20 protein-coding genes are annotated in these 22,028 nt (G+C 46.1%); 15 read left to right on the top strand and 5 right to left on the bottom strand.

The window, feature by feature from the left end:
- Positions 1-67 precede the first annotated feature (67 nt).
- Positions 68-1,102: a gliding motility lipoprotein GldB gene (gene gldB / locus NF543_RS22340; RefSeq protein WP_257670425.1), complete on the bottom strand. Its 1,035-nt coding sequence runs from the start codon at positions 1,100-1,102 to the stop codon at positions 68-70.
- 100 nt (positions 1,103-1,202) lie between these two features.
- On the opposite strand from gldB, the gene NF543_RS22345 reads away from it, so the two are divergent.
- The 7 genes from NF543_RS22345 (at position 1,203) to NF543_RS22375 (ending at position 10,373) form a co-directional block, all read left to right on the top strand.
- Positions 1,203-1,865 (top strand): outer membrane beta-barrel protein, encoded by a 663-nt coding sequence (locus NF543_RS22345; RefSeq protein ID WP_257670426.1) that lies wholly within the window; start codon positions 1,203-1,205, stop codon positions 1,863-1,865.
- Positions 1,866-1,890: 25 nt separating this feature from the next.
- Positions 1,891-3,534 (top strand): NAD+ synthase, encoded by a 1,644-nt coding sequence (locus tag NF543_RS22350; RefSeq protein ID WP_257670427.1) that lies wholly within the window; start codon positions 1,891-1,893, stop codon positions 3,532-3,534.
- A gap of 561 nt (positions 3,535-4,095) precedes the next feature.
- The gene (locus NF543_RS22355; RefSeq protein WP_257670428.1) at positions 4,096-4,512 is read left to right on the top strand and encodes a hypothetical protein; all 417 of its coding nucleotides are present in this window, start codon (positions 4,096-4,098) and stop codon (positions 4,510-4,512) included.
- 115 nt (positions 4,513-4,627) lie between these two features.
- The gene (locus tag NF543_RS22360) at positions 4,628-5,788 is read left to right on the top strand and encodes a DUF4934 domain-containing protein (protein ID WP_257670429.1); all 1,161 of its coding nucleotides are present in this window, start codon (positions 4,628-4,630) and stop codon (positions 5,786-5,788) included.
- The gene (locus NF543_RS22365) at positions 5,772-7,001 is read left to right on the top strand and encodes a DUF4934 domain-containing protein (RefSeq protein ID WP_257670430.1); all 1,230 of its coding nucleotides are present in this window, start codon (positions 5,772-5,774) and stop codon (positions 6,999-7,001) included. Before NF543_RS22360 ends, NF543_RS22365 begins: the two co-directional genes overlap by 17 nt.
- 23 nt (positions 7,002-7,024) lie before the next feature.
- Positions 7,025-7,639 carry a hypothetical protein gene (locus tag NF543_RS22370; protein ID WP_257670431.1) on the top strand — a complete coding sequence of 205 codons (615 nt, stop codon included), beginning with the start codon at positions 7,025-7,027 and terminating at the stop codon, positions 7,637-7,639.
- Positions 7,640-7,730: 91 nt separating this feature from the next.
- Complete coding sequence (locus NF543_RS22375) at positions 7,731-10,373, top strand: peptidase associated domain and porin domain-containing protein (protein ID WP_257670432.1); 2,643 nt, start codon at positions 7,731-7,733, stop codon at positions 10,371-10,373.
- 388 nt (positions 10,374-10,761) lie between these two features.
- On the opposite strand, the gene NF543_RS22380 is transcribed toward NF543_RS22375, so the two are convergent.
- Complete coding sequence (locus NF543_RS22380; protein WP_257670433.1) at positions 10,762-11,013, bottom strand: zeta toxin family protein; 252 nt, start codon at positions 11,011-11,013, stop codon at positions 10,762-10,764.
- 253 nt (positions 11,014-11,266) lie between these two features.
- Between NF543_RS22380 and NF543_RS22385 the strand changes: the two genes are divergently transcribed.
- From NF543_RS22385 to NF543_RS22420, 8 genes are all read left to right on the top strand, one after another.
- Positions 11,267-11,704, top strand: coding sequence for an HYC_CC_PP family protein (locus NF543_RS22385; RefSeq protein ID WP_257670434.1), 438 nt, complete (start codon positions 11,267-11,269; stop codon positions 11,702-11,704).
- A gap of 97 nt (positions 11,705-11,801) precedes the next feature.
- On the top strand, positions 11,802-15,572 hold the full coding sequence (locus NF543_RS22390; protein ID WP_257670435.1) for an efflux RND transporter permease subunit: 3,771 nt from the start codon (positions 11,802-11,804) through the stop codon (positions 15,570-15,572).
- Positions 15,573-15,595: 23 nt separating this feature from the next.
- The gene (locus NF543_RS22395) at positions 15,596-17,032 is read left to right on the top strand and encodes a TolC family protein (protein ID WP_257670436.1); all 1,437 of its coding nucleotides are present in this window, start codon (positions 15,596-15,598) and stop codon (positions 17,030-17,032) included.
- Positions 17,033-17,078: 46 nt separating this feature from the next.
- Positions 17,079-18,869: an efflux RND transporter periplasmic adaptor subunit gene (locus tag NF543_RS22400; RefSeq protein ID WP_257670437.1), complete on the top strand. Its 1,791-nt coding sequence runs from the start codon at positions 17,079-17,081 to the stop codon at positions 18,867-18,869.
- 32 nt (positions 18,870-18,901) lie between these two features.
- The gene (locus NF543_RS22405) at positions 18,902-19,465 is read left to right on the top strand and encodes a DUF3347 domain-containing protein (RefSeq protein ID WP_257670438.1); all 564 of its coding nucleotides are present in this window, start codon (positions 18,902-18,904) and stop codon (positions 19,463-19,465) included.
- Positions 19,466-19,915, top strand: coding sequence for a heme-binding domain-containing protein (locus NF543_RS22410; protein ID WP_257670439.1), 450 nt, complete (start codon positions 19,466-19,468; stop codon positions 19,913-19,915). It begins immediately after the preceding gene.
- A 297-nt stretch (positions 19,916-20,212) separates the two neighbouring features.
- Entirely contained in the window at positions 20,213-20,359 is a 147-nt protein-coding gene (locus NF543_RS22415) for a hypothetical protein (RefSeq protein ID WP_257670440.1), read from the top strand.
- On the top strand, positions 20,356-20,937 hold the full coding sequence (locus NF543_RS22420; protein WP_257670441.1) for a hypothetical protein: 582 nt from the start codon (positions 20,356-20,358) through the stop codon (positions 20,935-20,937). The genes NF543_RS22415 and NF543_RS22420 overlap by 4 nt, the downstream gene beginning before the upstream one ends.
- A gap of 270 nt (positions 20,938-21,207) precedes the next feature.
- On the opposite strand, the gene NF543_RS22425 is transcribed toward NF543_RS22420, so the two are convergent.
- Genes NF543_RS22425 through NF543_RS22435 form a run of 3 tightly spaced genes read right to left on the bottom strand, consistent with a single transcriptional unit; the run spans position 21,208 to position 22,010 of the window.
- Positions 21,208-21,588, bottom strand: coding sequence for a type II toxin-antitoxin system VapC family toxin (locus tag NF543_RS22425; protein WP_257670442.1), 381 nt, complete (start codon positions 21,586-21,588; stop codon positions 21,208-21,210).
- Positions 21,570-21,812, bottom strand: a complete 243-nt coding sequence (locus NF543_RS22430) for a hypothetical protein (RefSeq protein ID WP_257670443.1) — start codon at positions 21,810-21,812, stop codon at positions 21,570-21,572. The genes NF543_RS22425 and NF543_RS22430 overlap by 19 nt, the downstream gene beginning before the upstream one ends.
- Before the next feature lie 33 nt (positions 21,813-21,845).
- Positions 21,846-22,010 carry a hypothetical protein gene (locus tag NF543_RS22435; protein WP_257670444.1) on the bottom strand — a complete coding sequence of 55 codons (165 nt, stop codon included), beginning with the start codon at positions 22,008-22,010 and terminating at the stop codon, positions 21,846-21,848.
- Positions 22,011-22,028 lie beyond the last annotated feature (18 nt).

The following is a 22,028-nucleotide window of genomic DNA, read 5'->3' on the forward strand; positions in this document are numbered from 1 at the left end:
TTCGGTTTATAAAACAAAATAAGAATGCCACACCGGTTTAGGCTGGTGTGGTGTTTACATCATATCATCATTTCCCTCTGTACCGCGCCCCATCCAACACCACCTGTGCATCCGTTATCCTTAACAGCTCCTCCAACGTGGTTTCCGGATGCCGCTCCATATACTGCCTCACAATTTTCCAACCAATATACACACCCAGCTTGGGTGCCGATTCATTCCGCTCACCCAGCTCAGGCGTAAACGGCGCTTCGCCGAGGTATTTCTGGATGCGGTTGTAATCCGCCTCAAATAGTAGATTTTCCTGGAGGAACCAAGCCCATACATCACGTTCAAAACGGTTGGCCCAATCCCATTGCTGGCTGGTGTAACCGATTTTCAAGCTGTCGGCCACATCAGGCATGGTCCTTTCCATCAGGTATAGCACCTTACCATGATACACCATATGTTGGAGTAAGCTTACATCCAGTTCATCCTGTGGATAGAGCTCCTCACGGATATAACCTTCTACCACTCGTGGTACGATATTTTCCGGTGTAAAACGTTGGGAAATATAATAAGGAATGCTCTCCCGCAAGGCAGGATAAAATTTGGAATCGGCCCCTAAGAACATATCCAATCCGATGCCTAGATACCCCTCTCCTATGGGCGTCTGCACGGCAAAGCCCGAAAAAAAGGCAATAAAATGGGGAATCACGATCTCAGGGAAATAATATTTCAGATGCCGGAATGCATCAGTTAGCCCCGCTTCCTGCGCCTCCATATCCGGAAAGGTTTCATATACGCTTTTCTTCAAGGCCTTGAAGTCATCCGTCGCTATCACTTGCTTCAATACCGTCGCCAGCCGCACACTGTCCATTGGATTGCCCGCTTCCAGCATATGTTGCATATAATCGGTGTAAAAAAAACCATAATGATCCAGCCATTCGCGGTTTTTCTGAAAGATATTATCCACATGCAGGCTGTCCAACGCTCGGTCAAAACGTTCGATGGAGATATCCACATCAATATGACTGACATCCACCCGGCTTTCTCCCTTGCAAGAAACCAAAGCAATAATCAAAAAAAAGCAATAAATTTGCAACGGATAGATTTTGAGCATCATTTTTGTTCATTAGCCGGCAACGAAGTTAAGGAATTTGATGGGTTTTGATGGAACGCTGATGACACTGATTCAAGAGATTTACACAGATTATACCAACAACATGCAAAAGAAAACAATACTATTCCTCCTTTTAGCGCTACCATTCGTATTCAGTAACCACAAGGGCTTGGCCCAGGACTATTACAGTTCCACCTATCAATACAAGCCGATATCATTGGGAATCACATTCTCCCCAAATATCGGATGGATGCGGTATGGCGACAATGATGAGTATGAAAGCAGCCCCAAATTTGGCTATGCCTACGGCTTGCTGGCCGACTTCGCTTTCTCCGAAAATTATTACTTTTCCACGGGATTACTCATCAATACGCTGAATACCGAAACTTCTGGACCATCGCCCGAAACAACGGGTGGAACCCTCGATCGGGATTACCGCCTCCAATATGCCGAGATTCCCATCGCCGTGAAATTGAAAAGTACGATGCGGTATTTTCGTAGCTACTATGGGCAATTTGGCTTTACCGCCGGTCTCAAACTCAATGCCAAGGAACAGGAAGCCGGGGCTTCATCACGCCACTCGATGGGTAGTAGTGCAGACTTTCTCCGCCTAGCCTTACAGATTGGTGGAGGGGTGGAATGGCAGCTCGACCATAACCTCGTGATGATGACCGGATTGACCTTCAACAATGGTTTCACGAGGGCCGTACGGGCTGGTGAGCCCCGCAATTCGTACATAGCTTTCAATTTCGGAATCTTTTTCTGACCTTTGCCCTTACTCAAAAAGCCTCATGGTTATTGCCTTAGCACAGCTTAATTACCACATTGGTAATTTCGAACAAAATACCACTAAAATCATCAAGGCCATACACGATGCCAAGCATAAAGGCGCGGATATCGTGATATTTGCTGAATTGGCCATCGGGGGATACCCCGCTAAGGACCTACTGAGATCCAAAGCCTTTTTGGATGCTTGTCAGGCATCAATCGCCATGATAGCCTCCCAATGCCAGGGTATAGCCTGCATCATCGGCGCGCCCATACCCAACACATCCGGTCAAGGCAAAGCGCTATTCAATGCCGCCCTCTTCTTTGCTGATGGTGAAGTGCGACAGGTCGTACGCAAAGGGCTCATCCCCGACTACGATGTCTTTGATGAATACCGCTATTTCCAACCGGCCAATGAATTCGGATGTATCCATTATCAAGGCACTAAGATTGCGCTTACCATCTGTGAAGACTTGTGGAATGCCACCGAACCTAAACTATACCGGAGGAACCCGATGGATAAATTGCGGGAAGAGAATCCTGATGTCGTCATTAATATAGCTGCTTCCCCATTTTCATACAACCACCTCAACGAACGGATGGGGGTATTGCAGGCTCAGGCAAGGCAGGCCCAAGCATCGCTGCTCTACCTCAATCAGGTGGGCGCACATACCGATATCATTTTCGATGGCCGCGCCATCATCCTCTCACCCGATGGCAGATTGGTGGATATGATGGCCGCCTTTACCGAAGATCTCCGGTACTATGAGCTGAATGGCACGGAAATAACCGCCGTACATGACGTAGGCCACTTGCAACAACCCCTGGAAACCGAATTGATACACCAAGCCTTGTTGTTGGGTATCCGCGATTACTTTTTCAAATCGGGCTTCAAAAAAGCGGTTGTAGGATTGTCGGGCGGGATAGATTCAGCGGTAGTGGCGGCGCTGGCTAGCGAAGCGCTTGGCCCCGAAAATGTAATGGCTGTATTGATGCCCTCTAAATATTCTAGCGACCACTCCATCAAGGATGCGCAGGATTTGGCGAAAAACATGGGATGCCCACATGAAATCATTCACATACAGCCCATGGCAGACGCATTTGACCAAAGCCTCGCTACCGTTTTCGAAAACCTGCATCCCGATACAACCGAGGAAAACATACAGGCCCGCATCCGGGGCACGCTATTGATGGCCATGTCCAATAAACTTGGCTATATTTTACTCAACACCTCCAACAAAAGTGAAGCCGCTGTGGGCTACGGCACCTTATATGGCGACATGGCCGGGGCACTGGGAGTCATTGGCGATGTGTATAAAACGCAGGTCTACCAACTGGCCCGGTACATCAATCGTAATGGGGAAATCATCCCGGAAAACACCATCGTGAAACCTCCATCGGCGGAATTACGACCCGACCAAAAGGATAGCGATTCCCTGCCGGAATATGACCTGCTGGACGCCATCCTCTTCCAGTATATCGAATGCGAAAAAAATGCCGAGCAAATCATCGCTTTGGGCTTCGCCGAACCCTTGGTGCACCGTATACTGAAAATGACCAACACCGCTGAATTCAAGCGTTTCCAAAGCCCCCCGATATTGCGCGTCAGCAGCAAGGCCTTCGGTGTAGGCAGGATGATGCCGCTGGTGGCTAGGTATCCGTTGTGAGGTGCATAGCTACTGATAGCCGATTACCGATAGCCGATAACAGAATTTCGAAAGAAAAAACCAATATTATATAAAACAGGGTGCACAGATTTCCGCTATGTTGACTTCGCCAGTCTCCAAAGGGTATTGGGTAGGCGACCTGCGCAGTCTTTATAACCCCAGGGTAAAGACTGACGAAGTTTCCCCTACGCACAAAGCCAACAAAACTTCGTAAGTCGAGAGTTTGACGGAAATTTGTCGTACACCCTATAAAACACTTCAATCAATTTTTTTGTATGTTTCCGCTATAAATGCTGCTTCTTAGCGGCAGCGGAGAGATCGATAACTGCGAAGCATTCATGAGTGCCTTTGCAAACAGACAATATCGAATAATTTTGCTTATTTATGACAATTTGGTTTTATCAAATTAATGTTTATCTTTGTTAATAGTGCTATAAACGTAGAGAAAGCCTTATCTTTTAGGAAACTAAAGATATAAAAGCAGCTTTTTTTGACACTTTTTTGTTTCTGTGTATTCATTTAAATTATAACTAAATAAGTTCACTAAATCATTCAAAAATTATGAAAACTAAATTTAAACTTTCTGTATTAGCAGTTTTTAGCCTTTGTTTAGTAACGCTATCGAGTTTTGTGACTTCTACTGATCCTGAGGCGCCGGCTGCGTATGTTCCATGTGAAACAGATAGCTTTGAACTTCCATCTTATGCTAAGGTGGATGAAATCGTGGAAGTAGAGTGTACTGTATGTGAACTGGTGAGGTCTGAGCGACTGTGGAATACTGAAGGTCTCCTTGAAGGTACGCTGTACGAGTATAATGTGGGTTCGGAGCCCGCCATATTGTATAATATCGATTGTATGTACTCAAGAGATGAGCGCCATAGTTGTACACAACAAGAGATTACAGGGTTGGGTTCTGGTTGTAACAATTTTTTTGTACCTTGTACAAAAGAAGATGATCCTGAGTGTGTAAACGACTAATTGGATAGCGCATAGTATGAAGCACTTCCTTTTTTCGACACTTTGCTCGACCGCTTTTCTATCCTTAATGGGGGCATGTACAGATTTTAAGGGGCAGAAGAAGGACAACCAACAGATGGAAAGCCTGTCTGATGTGCCTGAAGTGAATATACGGCCTGATAAGCACGTATCGTTAAATACGAAGGATTTTATTGATTCGGTACAATACATTGCGTTAGAAACTACGCATGAATCTGAATTTGGGGAGATATCCCAAATTCAGATTGCTGGGGATTTTTTTGTGATTTTGGACAAGTTTACGAATGAAATTTTGTTTTTTAGAAAGAATGGAGGTTTTGTCAGAAAGATCAGTGCTCAAAACGATGATATCCCAATTCCTTTCAAGAGTATTTTGAAGTTTACGATAGATACTGAAAATGAAATTTTATCATTTCCTGATGCACTATCCCCTTATATCTACGAATTTGATTTATTGGGAAATTTTATAAAAACACGAAAAAAGGAGCCGGTAGATTATACAATTCGTGAATCGCATTATTTGAATACATTTAAAATTGACTATTTTTCTTATGATAATTCTATGGCCAAAAAGCCCCAGGGTCGTAGTATTACCGTAACGGAGAATGGAAGAGAGAATGCTTCCTATCTATATTTTGATCCGTCGGTCATTGACCAAGATGATGTATATGGTGCGCGGAAATACTTCTTTCAATCAACTGAGCAGCTGTTGTTTTCCAGACCGTATGATTATACCATTTATACGTTTGGGGATAATGGGGAAATGAATGCATACCTTCAGATTTCGTTGCCCGAAAACCTCAGGATTCCGTCGGATTTCTTGACAAGTAATAAATACAGTAGCAAAAGGCGTGCTTATACGAACGATAATAAATCTCGAGTATACTTAATCACCGATGTGTATAAAACAGGTAAGATTTTGTATTTCAAGTTAATAGGTTCTAAATATATCAAAACTCTTCTTTATGATCTTAATACCGATGTTTTGATTAATTTTAGAAATTATCTTTCTGATTCTTCGACACTTTATCTGCCCATAGCAGGTACTGATGTTTTGGGTGTTGATAATAACAGGCTGATATCAGTAATCCCTTCCACGCGAATGATCCAGGCTTTGAATACTAATATTAGCATATCCGGATATTTGGCGTCATTACCCGATCACCTGCGGGAGTACTATAAGCGAGGAAATAACCAAAATCCGGTCTTGGTATTGACAAAATTAAAGAAATCCATTAATTATGAGACCGATAGTTAGCAGGGTTCTTCTCCAGCTTGCTTTATTCGTGTTCCATGGGGCAGTCCTGGCGAGTATTTGCTTGAGTGAAACCCTAACCAAGCACGATTCGACCTCAGCAGCTACTGAAATCCGGATAGACCCTGCCGCGGCGAGTGGGGGTACAGATGCCATGCTGTTTGATTCTATCGTTTATATCCCCTTAGAGACCAATGAGCATTCTGCGTTTTCAATTATTTCGCAGATGGAGGTAACCAACAGCTATTATATTATTTTAGATGGCGGGATGAACAGCCTCTTTTTCTTTAATCGCGATGGTAGCTTCAGCCATAAGATAGACAAAAACAACAAAAACGAACCTTTTAAGAGCGTCAATAGGTTCACCGTCGATAGGTTTGGAAATATCGTCTCATTTAAGGATTTTATGACCTCCTATGCCTACACGTTTGGATTGGATGGGGGCTTTATCGATGTGACGGAATCCGACAGCACGGTTTCTTTTAGAGATTTTACGCTATTCAACGAATTCAGAATCTGTTATCATCCCCGGTATTCCACTAGTGATGATGATCGCGCACGTTTCGAAAATATTGCCCGGTATGATACCACGACAGGTGAGCTCCTCGGCGCTTATCTACCTGTTGATTCAACATTGAAGAGTATTAATTTATTCGGCGTACCAAAATACTTTTATTCGTCTGGCGAGAAGCGCCTGTTGTTTACCCAGCCCTACGATTATACCATCTACGAATTTGATGCCAATGCGGTACCTCATGAGCGGTTTAAAATCATTTTGCCTCTTCTAAATACACTTCCTTCCGATTTTTTAACGAATCCCATATACTATGGGAAATGGCGCGACTATTTAAGTGCAAGCAGGTCCGTTATTTATTCGATACGGGAGGTCTACCTCTCTGGAGATTGGCTTTCCTTCTATACCTCTCCCAGTATTCAAGGGAGTGCTTTTCTATACAATCTGGCTACATACGAGGTCTTTAACCTGAAAGAAACCGAGGATTCGGCCTTGGGCCTGCCAGTGACGGAGCACGGAAAATTTGTTTTAGCGGTAGACGAGGGCGCGCTGATTTCGGAGGTGTCTTTCCTTGCTTTGAAAAGACGATACGAAGAAACCCCACGATCAACGCGAAAAAATTTGTTTCCCGAACACCTAAATGTGCTGATGGAAAGCGAAGCGCATAACCCAATTCTGAGGTTGTCGTACCTGAAGCAATAATTCAAAACTGAATAGACTGAAGTATGTCATCAAAAACTAAACGCCATATCCTGATACTTTACGGCCTTCTGGCCATCGCATTGGTAGCCTTAGGGGTTGGGCTGCCGCGGTGGTCTGGTGAAACAGACGTAGGTGTACAAAAGGAAATGGAAAGTGATGAGAGGACTTTTTTTTGGGAAATCTATCCCGAACTTGTTATCCCCAATGCCGGAAAGGCAATAGATAAAAGTCTTCATATAAAAGATTTGAATGATGGAGAGATCACTGTTAAGGATTTATCGGAAAGATCTCCACTTTTGGTTTTTAGATATTCCCAGTATGATTGCCATCTTTGTGTTGATCAGGTATTGGAAAAATTGCATACCATTTATGAAGGAGATGAAGACAAAGTTTGCCTAATCATAGACGGGATGGCAGGGAGGGAATTTAGATTAAAGTATAAAAACAGGAAGATGAATTTTCTATCGTATTTTGTTGTTGATAACAGCCTAGGGCTGAGCTTGGAAAACAAGAACTTACCATTCCTGTTTGTGTTGTCCGGTGATGCACGGGTGAATAAGGTATTTGTTCCCTTTAAAGAGTTCCCCGATCAGACTGATGCATATTTAAGAAACATCAAAGCCCTTCTAAGTGACTAGGTGTCTAGTTGTAATTTTTTTCTGTTCATGGAGTAGCTTGTGTGGTTATGGTCAATCTAATACGGAAAAAAAGGTCGTCATACGCGGCCGCGTGGTAGACTCTATCGGACAAGAGCCGATTGCAGCTACTACAGTGAGCATCTACCAGAAAGGCGAGGGTAAACTATTGAAATATGGCTTTACCAATAACAGCGGTTTTTTCAACCTTGCTGAAGTACCGCTTGTCGATTCCGTGTACCAAGTGCGGCTATCTCACATCGGGTACGGCACGGTTGAAGTTGACGTTAACCGGCCGTCTACCCCAACGGATATCGTTATGGGTGATATCCAAATGAAAAGCGTATCAAACCTGATAGCGGAAGTGGCTGTAAACCGCCCCCCGATAATGATGAACAATGACACACTGGTCATCAACCCGGAAGCATTCGATTTACAACCTAATGCCGTGGTAGAAGATTTGTTGACCAAAGTGCCGGGTGTCGCCGTCTGGGGAGATGGCGTGATTACGGTCAATGGCAAAAGGGTGGACAGGGTACTGGTAGAGGGGCAGCCGTTTTTTGGTGCGGACCCAGCGATCGCTACCCGAAACCTACCGTCGGATGCTATCGACAAGGTAAAAGTGTACGATAGTCCGACCAATACCCCAGACCGAGAGGAGTCGCTGGAAATGGACATTATCCTCAAAAACGACAAAAAAAGGGGGCTTTTCGGGAAGGTGTCCCTTGGTGAAGGAACCAAGAACCATAAAGAACGGACTGTTTTGGTCAACGTATTCGACCCTAAGAACCAACTCAGCCTTTTTGCCGGCTCGAACAACACGAATAAGGTTGTCAGTAACGCTAGTGATTTCCTGGCAGCCAATGTCTACAAGGCGGGCGGTGAGGACCTAGAACCCAATACCCCGAGGTTTGATCAACGAGGGTTAAATGATTTTTTTATTGCGGGTACCAAATTTGGACGGCGGTGGAATGACCGCCTCAGGACCAATCTCGAACTGCTCCACGACGACAGGAAATCCGAAACGCTGACAGATGTGCGTGAAATCCGCCAGTTCGGCGAAGGCAACGTACAGGAAATCGCAGAAAGCCGACAGGACAACACGCATGGCGTCAGGCAATCGTACCTGGGCACTGCCCGGTATGAAGATCGGAAATGGGCGCTCAGGATTAACTCGCAAATTGAGCGGTCGAAGACGTCACGGAGCCAGCTGCTTAATCGGCAAGTAACCGACCAATCGGGGCAAAACTTGGCTGACTTGTATAAAGACCTGTTCAACGATGAGCAGAATCGTACAGGAAAAATAGGCTTCGATTTGCGTCAGGGAGTTACACCAGGCAGAATAAAGTTCAACCTGTCCTATGAATTTGAGACCGAAAGCCGAAAGCAGGATCAACAGGAGGATATTTTGTTTAGCGATGGCGCCCCTATTGATCGCCTAAAGCGGAATAATCAAGGCAACCAGCTGCATGAAATGTATACCGTCCTTGGCCTGGATGGACTACTAAATGCCATGGGCGTCAGGGGTATCGGTGTATCGTTTGACCTTCGTAATACCCTTAAGGCCCGCTGGCTGGACGAAGATCAGCAAGACCTGTTTTTTGACCCGGCTACAGACGGGTATACCGTCGAGAACCAAGCGATCTCTTATTCGGACCGGTTGCGGGAAATCATGTGGACTCCGGAAATCACGGCCTCCAGAGGTTTTGTCAAACGGATCGGAGGGGGGGAGAATAGGTGGCATTTTAATGCTGCATTGGGGTTGGAGACCACTTCCAGGAAAAATACCTCCAACCACGAACTTCGGGTGCTCGACAAACACATGCTTTATATGCTGCCATCGGCCAGTGTCCAGTATAGACGATTTCGCCAGCTGTCGAACAAGTCGCTAACGCTTGCTTATAAGACCTTGGTTAACCAGCCCCATATCCTCCAATTGATCGCCTTGGTAGACACCACCCAAAAAGACTTCAATCAAATCGGGAATAGGGGCCTGAAACCCGAAGAAGAGTACCAGTTTTCACTTGAATATACCGATCTGCACCAAGTGAAAAACATGAGTCAAAGGCTTAAGGTCACCTATTCGTTGTACCGCAACCAGCATGCGAATAGCAGTACGTACTTGCCAGACGGGGAGCGGTTGAGCCAAATGCTCAACACGGCCGGGCTTTCATCATTCAGTGCGCTTTATCAGTATAGAAGGAGTAGGGCCGTATGGGGTAGACCGTTGAACATTAGTCTGATATCGCAGATTAATGGCGGGCACCGATATTTTTTCAACAACGACGTCCGGCATAAAAATAGCCGGTTGATGATGTCTCATCGACCAGAGATCGATTATGTACTGTCCGACCGGTTTAAGATAGGACTCCTTGGATCATTTACCTCTTATTGGACCGCTTCGGGACTGAACAGCACTACAACAAATAGCGCTAGTGTCGGCCTAGACGCGGTGTTGACGTGGCCGAGACGTACGACGTGGATCAGTAGGTTGGAGCGCAAACATTTTTCCACGAGGGGACTACCCGCTGAACAACTCCATCTTTGGCACGTCGATGTGTATTATCGCCTGCTTAAAAAGGAGCAGTTGGAAATCAAATTTTCCGCGTATGACATTTTGAATAACAATAGAACCATCCAAAATATTTTGAGGGACAATACCGTAAGACAGGTTAGGGTGAACAATATCCAACAATTTTTCATGATCGGTTTATCATATTACCCTAGGCTATTTTAATGTAACTGCACCTCTTTTGACCATCCGACAGCCCTTCTTCACTAATCGCGTAGATATTCATGAATGTCTCAAAATGTCTTGACGCATTCGAAGTTCCCAAATTTCAACTTCTTACTCTTTTTGATTTCTCTAAGTGAACAAAGCCCAAAATGAGGCTACCACGAATAATAGTGAACAGCATACTTGTATCCAGTCTGTAAGCTGCTGTTCTTTTGGAAATCTAATTACGGCCATAATTCATTTAGGTTCATTGGTTTGGTTTCTGGGATAATCGGTTTATAGTTTATTGCGTCACTTTCTTTGAACCGACCAAACGTTACTCATCAGTTCTTTTCTTATTCAGCTTATTTACCTCCGCTTTCGTTTCCCCATTGATACTATTATTCCATCAAATTATTTCAAGGTGATATTCCCTCAGGTCATCCGTATTCAGAATAACCGAGTTACCGGCCAGCCCGTCATAAAGCAATTTCCTCAGTGCCGTCTTGCCGGACCCCGGCTGGCCAGCAAGGTAATAGGCGGCAGGTTTATCCAGTGGCACCACAATCGACAAATACTTGTTGGCTATTAGTCGATAGGTTGATTCGTGGTCAGTATCACTGAGCCGGTATAACTCTTTTAACTGCGTGATGGTTGGCATATTTCTTTTCAACAGCTAAAACTTCTCGATACTCTTCCCGATAGCTTTCAGTAAAATCCCGCATCTTTTTAAGGTCGTACCGGAATGCCGCATTACGGATAATGAACAACTCATCACTACGCTTATGAAATTTTTTTGTATGTTTCCGCTATAAATGCTGCTTCTTAGCGGCAGCGGAGAGATCGATAATTTCGCTTATTTATGCAAATATAATTGTTGCATAAATAAGCGAAATTATCTAAGTTTGTGTATTGTGAAAAAAGTGATTGCCATATTGCTTTCCATGACCCTACTGGTTTCCTACCTGGGGTTTGCCATGAGTACGCATTTTTGTGGTGGTTATGCGGTAAAAAGCACGCTTTCCCTTGGTAACGCTCATCTGAATTGCGGCATGGCGACTGAGCAGAGCGGAAGCATGGAAGGTGAATATGACAACAATCAGGACCACAATACGAGGTTTATGCCGAAACCATGTTGTGAAAACCAACATCAGCTATTGCAGTTGGATGATGATTTCAAGGTTCAGTCCCCATCTATTGATGTAAACCTCAACTTCATTGTTGCCTATGTCCAAACCTACATCGGTTCATTTCTTTTTTCCCGGGAAGCCAAGGCGCAACAGTATGCCAACTACTCCCCTCCGCTACTGAAACAGGACACACAGATCTTGTTTCAATCATTCCTCATATAAAACATATACGATGAAATGTCCCTTGCTTATCCGTAAGGGGCATAAAGACAAGCTATGTCTTTGAGCAAATCATTTTTGTTCATTCAAACTTCGTATTATGTTAAATCAGCTAATAAAATATTTCCTGAACAATAAATTGGTAACCCTGTTACTGACCTTACTTCTTGTCGGGTGGGGACTAACCACAGCTCCCTTTAAATGGGAAATCCCTTTTTTGCCGAGCGATCCGGTGCCTGTGGATGCCATACCTGATATCGGCGAAAACCAACAAATTGTCTTTACGGAATGGATGGGGCGGTCACCCCAAGATGTGGAAGACCAAATTACCTATCCGCTGACCACGGCGATGTTGGGCATGCCGGGAGTAAAGTCCATCCGCTCCACCTCCATGTTTGGTTTTTCGAGTATCTATGTCATTTTTAAGGAGGATGTGGAATACTACTGGAGCCGGTCGCGCATCCTCGAGAAACTCAATGCACTACCTGCCGGACTACTGCCCGAAGAAGTACAGCCTAGGCTAGGGCCCGATGCCACCGCACTAGGACAAGTGTATTGGTATACCTTGGAAGGAAGGGATAAAGCGGGCAAGCCTGCCGGCGGATGGGATTTACACGAACTCCGAAGCATACAAGATTACTACGTACGCTATGCCCTTACCGGGTCTGAAGGCGTATCGGAAGTGGCCACCGTAGGCGGATACATCAAAGAATACCAGGTAGACCTGGATCCCAATGCCATGAAGGCCAACAACATCTCCATGATGGAAGTGATGGAAGCCCTGCGTAAAAGCAATAGGGATGTGGGTGCCAATACGGTAGAAATAAACCAGGTAGAATACCTCGTCAGGGGCCTGGGTTATGTAAAAAAAATAGAAGATATTGAAGACGCAGTGGTACGTGCGACAAACAACGTGCCCATACGAATCAAGGATATCGCCAAGGTAAATATCGGCCCAGCCGAAAGATCCATGCTGGGTATACTTGATAAAAGCGGAGCAGAGGCCGTTGGAGGGGTAGTTATTGCTCGATATGGGGACAATCCCTTGGCAGTGATCGAAAATGTAAAAAAGAAGATCGCTGAAATAGCTGCCGGATTGCCGGAAAAGAAGCTGGAAGACGGCCGTACATCCAAAGTCACCATCGTTCCCTTTTACGACAGGACACAGCTTATCCAGGAAACCCTCGGGACACTTAACGATGCCATTACCCTACAAATCCTGATCACCATCATCGTCATCATGGTCATGGTATATAACCTCCGGGCGTCCTTGCTTATCGCTACCCTATTGCCGCTTGCCGTATTAATGTGTTTCATTTTCATGAGATATTTTGGGGTAGACGCCAATATCGTGGCCCTATCCGGAATCGCTATCGCCATCGGTACCATGGTAGACTTGGGGATTATCCTCAATGAGAATATCCTCAAAAAGATGGATGAAGCCCCGCAGGGACAGCCCTTGTTAAAGACGGTTTACGAAGGGACGACCGAAGTGGCAACAGCCATTCTAACTGCCGTTGCCACTACCATTGTGAGTTTTATTCCCGTATTTACCCTTCAGGCCGCAGAAGGTAAATTATTTGGCCCACTGGCTTGGACCAAGACCTTTGCCTTGGTGGCAGCGCTTATTTTTACCCTCGTCATCATGCCCGCCTTTTCGCACCTGGTATTTGGAATCAATAGAAAGAAGCAGGGTGATTTTTGGAAACGCACGGGAAACTATCTCCTAGCCGCGGTGGGCGTGACAGCCCTCTTTATACTGCCACTGGCTGGGGTTATTCTAATCCTGCTAGCCGCAAATAACTTGCTGAATAGCTATTATCCCGAAAGATACGCGCGCTATCACACAGTTGCCCTCATGGCCGTTGCCGTGGCAGGGGTTTCATGGCTGCTCGCGGAGCAATGGGTTCCTCTTGGGGTAAAAGTAAGTACGCTAATCAACTTTTTATTCATTGTCATCATTGTAGGGGTTACCTTGGGTATGTTTACGGTGTTTATCCGGTATTATCCAAAAATGCTTGGCTGGTGTCTTGCCAATAAAAAGAAGTTTTTGCTCCTACCTGCCCTTATCATCCTTTTTGGGGGCATGGTCTGGCTGGGCTTTGATAAGCTATTTGGTTGGTCGGCTGCGGCCTTTGACAAATTGGGCTGGAATATCCGTACCACTTCCATCTACAGTGGGCTGTCCCACACGTTCCCAGCCATGGGTAAAGAATTTATGCCATCATTAGATGAAGGAGCCTTTTTGTTGATGCCTACCTCCATGCCACATTCCGGAGTGGAGGCCAACAAGAAAATCCTTCAACAACTGGATATGCTGGTTACCGCCATACCCGAGGTGGAAACGGTGGTTGGCAAAGCCGGTCGGGCAGAAACCGCATTGGACCCCGCGCCCATGTCGATGTTTGAAAACGTGATCTTATATAAACCTGAATATAAAACCGATGCCGCTGGCCGGAAGATGCGCTTCAAAACGGATAAAAAAGGTGATTTCGTACGCGATGAGCAGGGCGAGTTGATAGCCGATAAAAACGGAGCGTACCATCGCCAATGGCGTGATCATATACATTCGCCTGATGATATCTGGAATGAGATTGTAAAGGTAACAAACATACCGGGGGTGACTTCCGCTCCCAAACTACAGCCCATTGAGACCCGATTGGTGATGCTACAAACGGGTATGCGGGCCCCTATGGGATTAAAGGTTTACGGGCCGGACTTGAAAACCATTGAGGATTTTAGCCTGGAGTTGGAAAACATACTGAAAGAGGTGCCCTCGGTAAAGCCAGAGGCTGTTTTTGCTGACCGGTCCCTCGGAAAGCCTTACCTAGAAATTGACTTGGACAGGAAAGCCATCTCCCGTTACGGGCTGAATGTGGATGATTTGCAGGAATATATCGAGGTAGCACTGGGAGGAATGGCGATGACCACCACGGTAGAGGGCCGGGAAAGGTATTCCATCCGGGCACGTTATGCCCGGGAATTTCGCAATGACCCAGAAGCCATCAAGCGGGTGGTAATTACCACATCCGATGGTGGACAGGTGCCTTTGAGCGAAATGGCGGAAGTAATTTATCGCCCGGGGCCCATGATGATAAGGAGCGAGGAATCTTTTCTTGTAGGTTATGTATTATTGGATAAAAAAGAGGGGTTTGCCGAGGTGACCGTAGTAGCGGACGCACAACGATATATAAACAGTAAAATAAAATCAGGCGAGCTAAACGTCCCACAAGGGGTAAGTTTTAAGTTCTCAGGCTCTTATGAAAACCAAGTGCGGGCAGAGGAAAGGCTGGCATTGGTCATCCCCCTCTGTTTAATCATCATTTTCCTCATCTTGTATTTCCAGTTCCGGTCGGTAGCCACCTCCATGTTCATTTTTACAGCCATTGCGATGGCATTTGCCGGCGGCTTTTTAATGCTTTGGCTGTATGCCCAGAGTTGGTTTATGAATTTCGATTTCCTCGGAACCAACATGCGGGAATTGTTCCAGATGCGGCAATTTAACCTAAGTGTGGCTGTCTGGGTAGGATTCATCGCCTTGTTTGGTATTGCAACCGATGATGGGGTGGTGATGGCTACCTATCTCAAACAGCGCTTCGAGGCACAAAAAATCAACAACCGGAAACAAGTTCGCCAAGCGGTTTTACAAGCAGGTATGCGTAGGGTAAGGCCTTGTCTGATGACCACCGCCACGACCTTGCTGGCGTTGCTTCCCGTGTTATCCTCTTCGGGAAAAGGAGCAGATATCATGATCCCTATGGCCATCCCTGCTTTTGGGGGAATGACCGTGGCGCTGATCACGTTGTTTATTGTCCCCGTGCTGTATAGCTGGTGGGAAGAGCGGAAAGTGGGTGATGGACGCGAGATATGAGTATTGTATATAAAATATTAGTGATGAAACAAATCATAGGTATAGGGCTGTTGGTCTTGTGGGTTTTTGGGGGATATGCCCAGACCTTGGAAGGTTACCTTCAAACAGCCGCTGAAAATAATCCCGGGTTAAAAGCCCAATACTATCGTTATCAAGCGTCGTTGGAACGAGTGCCACAAGCCGGTAGTCTTCCCGACCCTGAAATGGGCTTCAACTTCTTTATTATGCCTATGGAACGGTATATGGGAGAGCAGGTAGGAGATATCTCCATTATGCAGATGTTCCCCTGGTTCGGAAGCCTGAAAGCCGGTAAGGAAGAGGCCTCCTATATGGCAAAAATGGAGTTTGAGCGCTTTACAGAGGCAAAAATTGAGCTTTTTTTCCAAGTGAGGTCCTTGTGGTATCAATTGTATCAGGTAGACAAAGAGGCGGCACTACTGGAAGAAGAACTGGAATTGATGCATCAGCTTAAAAACCTCGCACTGGCCAAGTTCAAGTCTTCTCCCTCGCAAGCTGGGGCTACCAGCGGCGGAAATCCATCCGGCGCTAGGCCTGCTTCAAAACGGGAAGGAAACGCTTCGGATGCCGGTGCTGGGATGTCTGGCATGGCAACGGGGCGAGCAGGCCAGCCAGGCGGACAAATGGCCATGTCATCCGGAGGAAATGCCGCTATGGGCAGTATGCAAAGCTCATCCGGAGGAATGGTGGATGTGCTGCTCGTTCAACTTCAAATTAAGGAATTGGAAAGCAAAATGACGATATTGAAAAAGTCTGCAAAACCACTTCGTATCGCATTCAACAAACTGCTGAATAGGGAAATCGCAGCTGAAATCGTGGTGAAGGATACGTTGGAACCGGCCCAATTACCTGCTTCGCTTTCTCTTGTGGAAGATGCGGCCATTCAAAATCATCCGATGGTAAAAATGGCGGAATGGGATGAAAAGGCCCGCGAAGCACAGGAGCGAATGGCCAAACTGATGGGCAGACCGATGATAGGATTAGGTTTGAATTATATGCTGCTTCAACCCAGGATGACTGGCGCAAACGAAATGGCACCCATGAACAATGGCAACAATATGCTGATGCCGATGGCTACGGTGACCATCCCCATTTATCGGAAAAAATACAAAGCACAACGCATGGAGGCGGAATACCAGCGCGAAGCAGCCACCCGCGATAGGGAATCTGCGGCAAACCAGCTTGTCTCCGAATTGGGGCAATTGGTAAACACATATGAGGAGGCCACCATCAATATGGAGTTAATAACAGAACAAATAGCTATAACCGAACAGGCTATCCGACTGATGACGACTTCATACCAGGTAGGCAGAACAAGCATGGAAGAGCTGATGCGCCAAAGGCAAAATTTGCTCCGGTACAGGGAGCAAATTTTGACCACGTTAACCAATCAGCACAAAACCGTCGCTGCGATAAATAAGACAATGGCCGTCGACAATTAACGACGACCGGAAAAATAGATAAAGTATCCATGTATAACGTACAACGATGAAAGCAAAAGCAAAAAAAATCGCCCTATACCTTGCCATAGCGCTGGGTGGGCTGCTGGTGGGCTGGCTTATCTTTGGCCGAACCGAAAAGGAAGGCCAGGAAGAACACCAACATGCTACAGGGCAAGAAACCACCTACACCTGTTCCATGCATCCACAAATTCGGCAAAATGAGCCTGGGAATTGCCCGATCTGCGGAATGGAGCTTATTCCGGTTTCCGATTCAGGAAACGGGGAAGGAAACCCTTATGTTTTACAGATGACGGAAGAAGCTGTGGCCCTTGCCAATATACAGACCACCAGGGTGAAAGGGATTTCAGGAGGCTCCGGACTCGTCCTTTCTGGCAAAATAAAAGTCAACGAAGAAAAACGGTCTGTCATAACCGCAAAATTCCCAGGTAGGATAGAACAGCTTTACGTGAATTTTACAGGGCAGGACATCCGTAAAGGAGACCGGTTGGCAACCATTTATTCCCCTGAGCTCGTTTCGGCTCAGCAAGAACTCCGCGAAGCAGCAAGTATCAAAGACCGAGCACCAGAACTTTATGCGGCAGCCAAGGAAAAATTGAAGCTGTGGAAACTCTCGGAATCCCAGATACAAAAAATTGAATCCTCCCAAGAAGTGGTCTCGTCTTTTGATATCTACAGCGATGTAGGGGGCGTAGTCACGGAACGCCTAGTCGCTCAGGGAGATTATGTCAATACAGGATCCGCATTGGCACAAGTCGCTGATTTGTCCAATGTATGGATTGTTCTGGACGCCTATGAATCTGACCTTTCTGAACTAAAAATAGGAGCCCCACTAAAATTCACCGCGCAAGGCATTCCGGGCAAACAATTCGAGACCAAGGTAAACTACATTACCCCCATGTTGGATGGCGCTACCCGCACGGTGGAAGTACGGGCCGTGGCGGCCAACCCGGGTTATGCATTAAAACCGGAAATGTTTGTCAATGCCGTTGTTGGTGGCTCGGATAAGGCAGCGAAGGCACCGCGTGCTACCACTATACTCGGGGTTCCGAAAACTGCTGTATTATGGACAGGTCCCCGGTCTGTAGTCTACGTAAAAGTTCCCGGTGCGGAAACCCCGGCATTTGAAATGCGGGAAGTGACCCTTGGTTCCCGCTCCGGGGAAATGTTTATCATCCAGTCCGGACTGGATGTGGGAGAAGAAGTGGTGTCTAATGGGGTGTTTGCCATTGATGGTGCCGCACAGTTGAGTGGGAATTACAGCATGATGACCAGGGGCAATGCTAAAACGTTAGACGTCCCACAGGCCTTCCGCAAGCAAATTACGCAAATAGCGGAAGCTTATTTTGCCTTAAAAAATGCCCTGGTGAAAGATGATGCTAACGCAGCCATGAAAACCGTTGGAACGATAAAAACCGTGCTGAACAGCGTTGACATGGGGTTATTAACCGATGACAATGCCCATCACCAATGGATGGAACAGCAGACCGGGCTAGAAGGCGATTTAAAAAAATTATCAGGCATAGCGAAACCAGACATAGCGTCCTTACGTGCACAATTTGAACCGTTGTCAAACCATATCATTGAGATGACAGAAACCTTCGGATTGGAGATAGACAAGGTCTACAAGCAATTTTGCCCGATGGCATTTGACGACAAGGGTGCTTATTGGTTGAGCGAGACGGAACCTATTTTAAATCCGTATTTTGGAGAAGCTATGCTCAATTGTGGAGAGGTAAAGCAAACCTATCGAAAGGGACAACGGGTGTTGGAAAAAGGGGATGCCCAACAACAACCGGAAGGAACACATAATCATTAATATTTTTTTTAAACCATTAAAATCAATTAAAAATGAACAAGTCAATTTATCTTGTTGCCTTAGCGGTAATCTTCTTTTACAATTGCAGTGGCAACACATCAAAACAACAAACTGAAAACGAAAGCGACCCCGAGATGCATCATAATGAAGATGGCGAAGGCCAGCAAGGCGGTGACTCATCTGCTGTTTTGGAAGCCTATTTAACCCTTAAAGATGCGCTGGTTGACGGTAATCAGGAAGCAGCCGCCAAGGCGGGGGCAACACTTGCGTCAAGTATAGGCTCCTTCAGCCTCAGCACATTCAAGGAAGCTGACCAGCAGGAGCTGAGCGAGATCGTTGAAACGGCAAAAGAACATGGAGAACATATTGCCAAAAGCGATATAGGTCATCAGCGCGAACATTTTGAAATGCTCAGCAAAGATATGGTGGATTTAGTGGCCATTGTAGGCACTGATAAAACCTTATATCAACAGTATTGCCCGATGTATAATAATAACAAAGGGGGAATGTGGTTAAGTGCTAAAAAGGAAATAAGAAATCCGTACTTCGGGGATAAGATGCTCGCTTGCGGAAGTGTACAAAAAGAGATCAACTAAATGAAATCCGTTAGGATTGGTCTGTTAATTTTGCTGGTTGTCTTTGCGGGAATTCAATTTATTCCCGCAAAGCGCAACCTCAGCGACGAGATACCAACAGCTGATTTCATGGCGGTGTATGATGTCCCCGAAAGGATAGAAAGCATATTAAAAACAGCTTGTTATGACTGCCATAGCGACAATACTTACTATCCCTGGTACAGCAAGATACAGCCTGTTGCCTGGTTTCTGGGCGACCATATCGAGGAGGGCAAGGCGGAGCTGAATTTTAATGCATTCGGGAATTACTCAGACAGGAGAAAAACAAGTAAATTGAGATCCATTAAAAGTCAAGTGGAAGAGGGAAAGATGCCCCTAGCATCCTATACATGGATGCACGAAAATGCCAAACTTTCCGAAGCGGATAAAAACACATTGATAACATGGGTAAATGAGCTCATGGACAACTGATAGCAATGTAATCTTTTCCATTGCCAACTTTTAAACCTTTTCAAGCCAATATTGACCGCATCGTGTTCATCCTATAGGTACCATACCACCAAAGTGGAGGCTACCGATTTTTCCCAATATCGTACGTATGGTTGGTTGCCTCCCATGGATTCACTATCCAAATCCTAGTACAACAATGATATTGCCCATTGTACGGCGGATACCCCTATGGCCCGTGGGGCTATTAATCCATCGATGTGGGAACCCGGCTGGGGCAGGAGATCGTGGATGGCAGCAGGTTTTCCACTATTTCAACAAATGGAGCAAGGATGGTTCATGGTAGTCGGTCTGAGTGAACCTGCTGCGGGCTCAACCGCAAGTACCTTGGCCTATTCCCGGCGCAGCTGGACGGGAGCCATACCCCTGACGGTGGCAGTGGCGGCGGTGGGGGTAGTTCCACGATGACCAATTTCACGCTGCTGGCACCCACCGCGTCCATTGACCTGGCAAAGCGGCTGGCCTGCTTCAACGGGATCCCCACGAACAGCTCCACGGTCTTCACCGTCCAGTTACACGTGCACCTCCCCGATCCTACCAAAACGGATGTGGTGTATAACCCATTCCTTAAAGATCCCGGCCATGCCTACCTGACCCTGACCAAAACGACGGGTTCCCAAACCTACCGGCTGTCATTCGGGTTCTATCCGGAAGAGGATACGTGGATCTCGGCCACCAAGAACACGGTCGCAAGCGGGATCGGGGAGGAATCGTCCAATATCGATCGGCGAAGTGACATCCGTTATGAGATGAACGTCGCTACGGCATCGTTCAACAGTTTGGTGGCGGCATCCAAAAGGCTTGCCCAGGAGAAGTATTACAACCTGAATTCGTATAATTGTGCACATTATGCGCTGGAGGTTTTCAATACCGCGATGCCCCAGGGTGGTACGATCAGTGTTCCGAACAGCAATATCGGGTATATCACCCCTTCCGGAGTATACAAGAAGCTCGACCAGCTCCGGCAATCGGGTAATGGGATATAAAAAAGGAAGCGAAGAAAGCCCCGGTCAATTCCCCGGATTATTATTGATGGGATATGAAAAAGGCGACACAAGATGTTATGTGCAGGATTATTATAGTCCCAAGTTATCCTTGCGATGGCTATCCCACAAACTTGGGCCAGTGGGGATGTGCTGGAGTTGCCGATTGAAGAGGTTGAGAAGCGGGAGTGTAATTTGAACTGTGTCAATGGCGCTTGGGGTAGTTCAAATTACACTCCCCAATGCACATTCCACAATTACTTCTTTTTCGCCTTATAAATCATGCGGATTGATGATTTCCAATCCGGAAATGTTACTAAAATCACCCATATTGCGGGTTATTAACGTGAGTCCTTCAACTAACGCCGTAGCTGCGATGGCAGCGTCAGGTAATTTGATCTTGTTGCGCTGCCGCAACAGAATGGTACGCTCCACATAGGTTTCTTCCAGCGGATAGATAATGGCATCATTCATAAAGGAGGTCAGCCTTTTCAATTGGTCTTCATTGATCCCGTACCATCCCAATACTTCAATACGCGTTACAACGGATATCGTGATGGGTAATTTATCCATCAGCGAAGACCCTTTGGGTGGGAGTTTATCGCCGAGATAATCAATCACGGCATTGGTGTCCATCAAATATCCCTTTCCCATTCCTCCCTTGACTTTGCTACATATTCCTGCAACTCGTCCGCTTCCTTTCCAGACAAAAGACCTTTGAATGAAGCCATCGTCTTAGGCTGTTTTACTGCCTCAGTTTTTTCTTCAACCACCTCATCTACAGGATAATAAATCACTTCGATCTTTCTGCCAATATATTTTTTGGGGATCGATAGTTTTATACTTATATTATCTGGTGTTATTATTGTCCGAACCATACTCGTTTTCCTTTCTTTAATTCCCCTTATCCCTTACCCATTCACCACCCCGCCGCGCTCGCTTTTAAGCTGTTCGAGCTGCTTTTTGAGGTCGGCTATTGCTGCCTTCAGCTCGGTGTTCTGCTCTTTTAGCTCGGTGTTGCGGACAAAACGTTCTTGAAGTAACTCGTCCTTTATTTTCAATTGCTCTCCGTACAACTCCTTGATTAAATCAAT

It is taken from the genome of Parapedobacter tibetensis, assembly GCF_024704835.1.
Taxonomy (GTDB): Bacteria; Bacteroidota; Bacteroidia; order Sphingobacteriales; family Sphingobacteriaceae; genus Parapedobacter; species Parapedobacter tibetensis.